Raw genomic sequence first — 3,153 nt, 5'->3', positions numbered from 1 at the left:
GACAACATGGGAGAGCGGAGAGATGTGTTTCACCACCCCCCGCCTGGCTGTCCGCTCCCCCCCCCCCCCCCCCCGCCGTTGTGCTGTCCGGACGCAGTCACGCCGATCGCGCCCCGAGACTCGGCTCATGGCGCCCGACCTGCACGGCCTCTCGCCTCACCGTCCTGTTGCTGGCCACCCCGTGGGTACTTATGGTGATGGCATATGCACCCTAAGTGATCGAGGTAATGATGAGCTCTCGGGATGTGAACCCAAGGTCGCCAAGGTCGGGCCTTCCGCGGTTCGAGGAGGCCGAACCTCTCGGGCCGCAGGATGCCGCATTCGTCCAGGACTTGGCCGCAGTTCTGGAAAAACACGGCAACGTGGAGCGCTTCGGCCTGTGCCTGTTGCACGACCACTTCCCTCTGGCCGCGGACGAGACCCTGGTCGAGACGGCCGATATGGAGACGCGCACCCTCCACACCCAAGTGGAGAAGACGAGTCAGACCCGGCACAGCAAGCCCTCCCAGTGGCGCTTCCTCCCCGGCGTCGACCACTCACGCCGTGCCGAGTTCGCCGGCGAGCCCTATGAGGTCATCCTCGTGTGCGACCCCTACAGCGGATGCCCGCCTCGGAAATGACTTGCGTGGTACGGCGGTGGGTCTTACTCGCCTTTTTTCAGGCAGCAGCATCGCGATTTCGTCAAGGTGCGGCAGGTGACGATCATTGAGATGTCGGAAAAGAAGTGGGACCTCGCAGGCCACCTGATGCTCGGCGCGGATTCCCCCAAGTTCCGACAAGCCATGTACTGCCTGTTGAACGGGGACGGTGGATCGCGGCGGGGGTTCGAAAGGTGGCACCCCGAGTGGCGATCCGGCAATTCTCAGGCAGGTAAAGAAAAAGGCAATGGCCTGATCAGGGTGCAATATGAGTCGTGGAATCTGATCAATGATCCCGGTGAATACGAAGTGGGTCCGTGGGCGGTCGAAGTCGGACCGGGCAAGTGGGTATCAAAACTTCGCTCACAGGGCGCCTTGAGTGGAGCCTCGTGGAAGAAAGTCAAGGTCTACCCAGGCGGCCTGGAAATCAGTGACGCGCCCCCGGTATCGATTGCACACGAAGACAGCAGCAGAGAATGGAACGGCTATAAGCCAGACCGCATCAGGGTCACATTAGTGCCACCGCGGGCTCCCGCGCTGGCGCCGAGTGGCCACGTTGCCTGGGTCGGGTACCTAGGCGTCGCCTCCTGGTGGGTCTGTGCCTCGATCGTGATCGCCGTATCGGCCTGGGAATTCCTTAAGCGAATGCAATCCGCCGAGAGTCCCGAGAAGGACGCTTCCAAGATTCTTGCCTTCACTGCTTTGCAGTGGGCCGGGCTGAGTGCGGCTCTCGGTTTGACTTTGTTGTTGCTGCTGCGCTCCGTTTCCGGCTTGAATTCCTGGCGTGCTCCTGTCGGGATCTTATCGGGTCTTGCCCTCGTTCTCCTCGCGCGTCCGTGGCTTCCAATGGGCAATAATTCCGATGGCAGCGACAGGATCCTGAAGAGGAGAGTGGTGATCGTCTCCGCCTCTGCGGTGGCGCTGTTCGGCCTGTTGGTGATCCTGGCTCCCCACCTCTTCGGTCTCCCATCGAATCTCATCCCGAACGGCCCGCCTCCCCTCTTGGGAATCGCCGGGCTGGCCCTGTTGGATCTGTGCATGCTGTGGCTGTGGCTGACCGCCATGGTCGCCTGGGCCTGGCGCTTTGCGCGAGAAGGGAATTTGGGAGCCTCGGTGAGTGAAGCCGAGTCCAAGCGTCCTCCATCCTGCGGAAGTGAACCCCATCATCCTCTCCGCCCCATCGCTGCAATCGGAGCCACGGTTGCCGTGGTTGCCGTGATTGTGGTGGCCTGTCGTGTGCTGTCCTTTGAATTCTTGTGGAAACGTGCAAGCTGGATGAGGGAAGCAACCGCACTCTTCGGCGCCGATCACAGGAGTGCCCTGGGCCGGCAAGTCGCGGATTTCGCATCCATGGGCCCGCAATGGGCGTACGCCTACACATGGGTCCTGGCAGGAATTGCGCTTGTGGCGCTACTCCACTTCAGCTCCCGAACCGAAACAGAGAAGTCCCTGGGGCCGAGGGGAGTGGATCTGCTGCTGGTGACCGCCGTCTTCGCCATTGTCGTGGCTTTGCGGGGCAGCGCGTTTGCAGGAAGCGTGGCGGCAGTGTACGGCCTGTGGGTACCCCTGAATATGGTCGCGCTCTACGGCCTGGTGAAAGCAGGGCGTAGATGGTCGGTGCTGAGTCGAGTGGAGCAAAATGCGGGGACGCATTGCGTCGCAGTGGAACTGAGCGACCCGGAAAAGCACAAGCGGCTGCTGGACGACGCCCACCGGTGGCGCGATCTGCTTCACCGGCTGCGCCTGGTTGATCACGGGCGAGCGGAGGAGGATACGAGAGAGGAACTGGAGGGCGAACTCCGCTCGCTGCACGGCTGGCGGCCCACCGGATGTCCCCACGACTGCCTACCGGACCCCGTATCCGTGGTCGACGTCGCCCTCAGCTGGGGACCACACGGTCACTGGTGGGGCAACGGCGTCAATGCCGCGCGCTGGGCCGCCATTTTCGGGATTGTCCCGAGTATGGTCGCCGCCGCGTACGAGAAAATTTACGGCGCCAACCATTGGACGTTCACAGTGAACTTGCCGACCGGCATTCCGGATACGGTCGGGAAGTTCCTGGCGCAGGAGATCTCCTTCGCCGGTGCGGGACTGGTCCTGGGGACGCTGTGGCGCGTACTGCCTGGAGAGCGGGGCCCAGTGCGGGCTTTCAACCTTTTCGTCGCCTGGCTCGTCCCGATCGGTGTGATTGCCGTGATCATTCCGAATTTGGGCGGCACGGAGCTGGGACTGGCAGTCCTGAACGTCGTCCTGATGCTCATGGTGCTGACGCTGACGGGCATGTGGATGGACACCGACACGTTCAGTCGTGAACGGCACTACAAGACAAGACGCCTTGGGCTGCTGACCTCCGTCTACCAGGTGCAGGGCCTCTCAGGGCATGTCGCGTTCCTGATCGCGCAACTGGCGACCGCGGGGGCGAGCTGGAACCCGACCGTCCCCACACCCAAATGATCACCCGCCGACCAGGCGTGGGGGGCCCGTCACAGCTGGCCCCGGGGGGGGGGGTTGTCCC

1 protein-coding gene and 1 pseudogene are annotated in these 3,153 nt (G+C 63.0%); both read left to right on the top strand.

Features of this window, described 5'->3' with window-relative positions; genetic code table 11:
- The first annotated feature begins 332 nt into the window (after positions 1-332).
- Positions 333-620 carry a hypothetical protein gene (locus tag AC0680_RS35570; RefSeq protein ID WP_478637166.1) on the top strand — a complete coding sequence of 96 codons (288 nt, stop codon included), beginning with the start codon at positions 333-335 and terminating at the stop codon, positions 618-620.
- A gap of 51 nt (positions 621-671) precedes the next feature.
- Positions 672-3,092, top strand: a pseudogene (locus AC0680_RS35565) (DUF6185 family protein); the annotation flags it as partial.
- Between the last annotated feature and the right edge of the window lie 61 nt (positions 3,093-3,153).

The sequence above is a fragment of the Streptomyces sp. NPDC043738 genome, assembly GCF_056436545.1.
The sequence above is the reverse complement of the archived record's forward strand: the minus strand, read 5'-3'. Positions and strand labels throughout refer to the sequence as shown.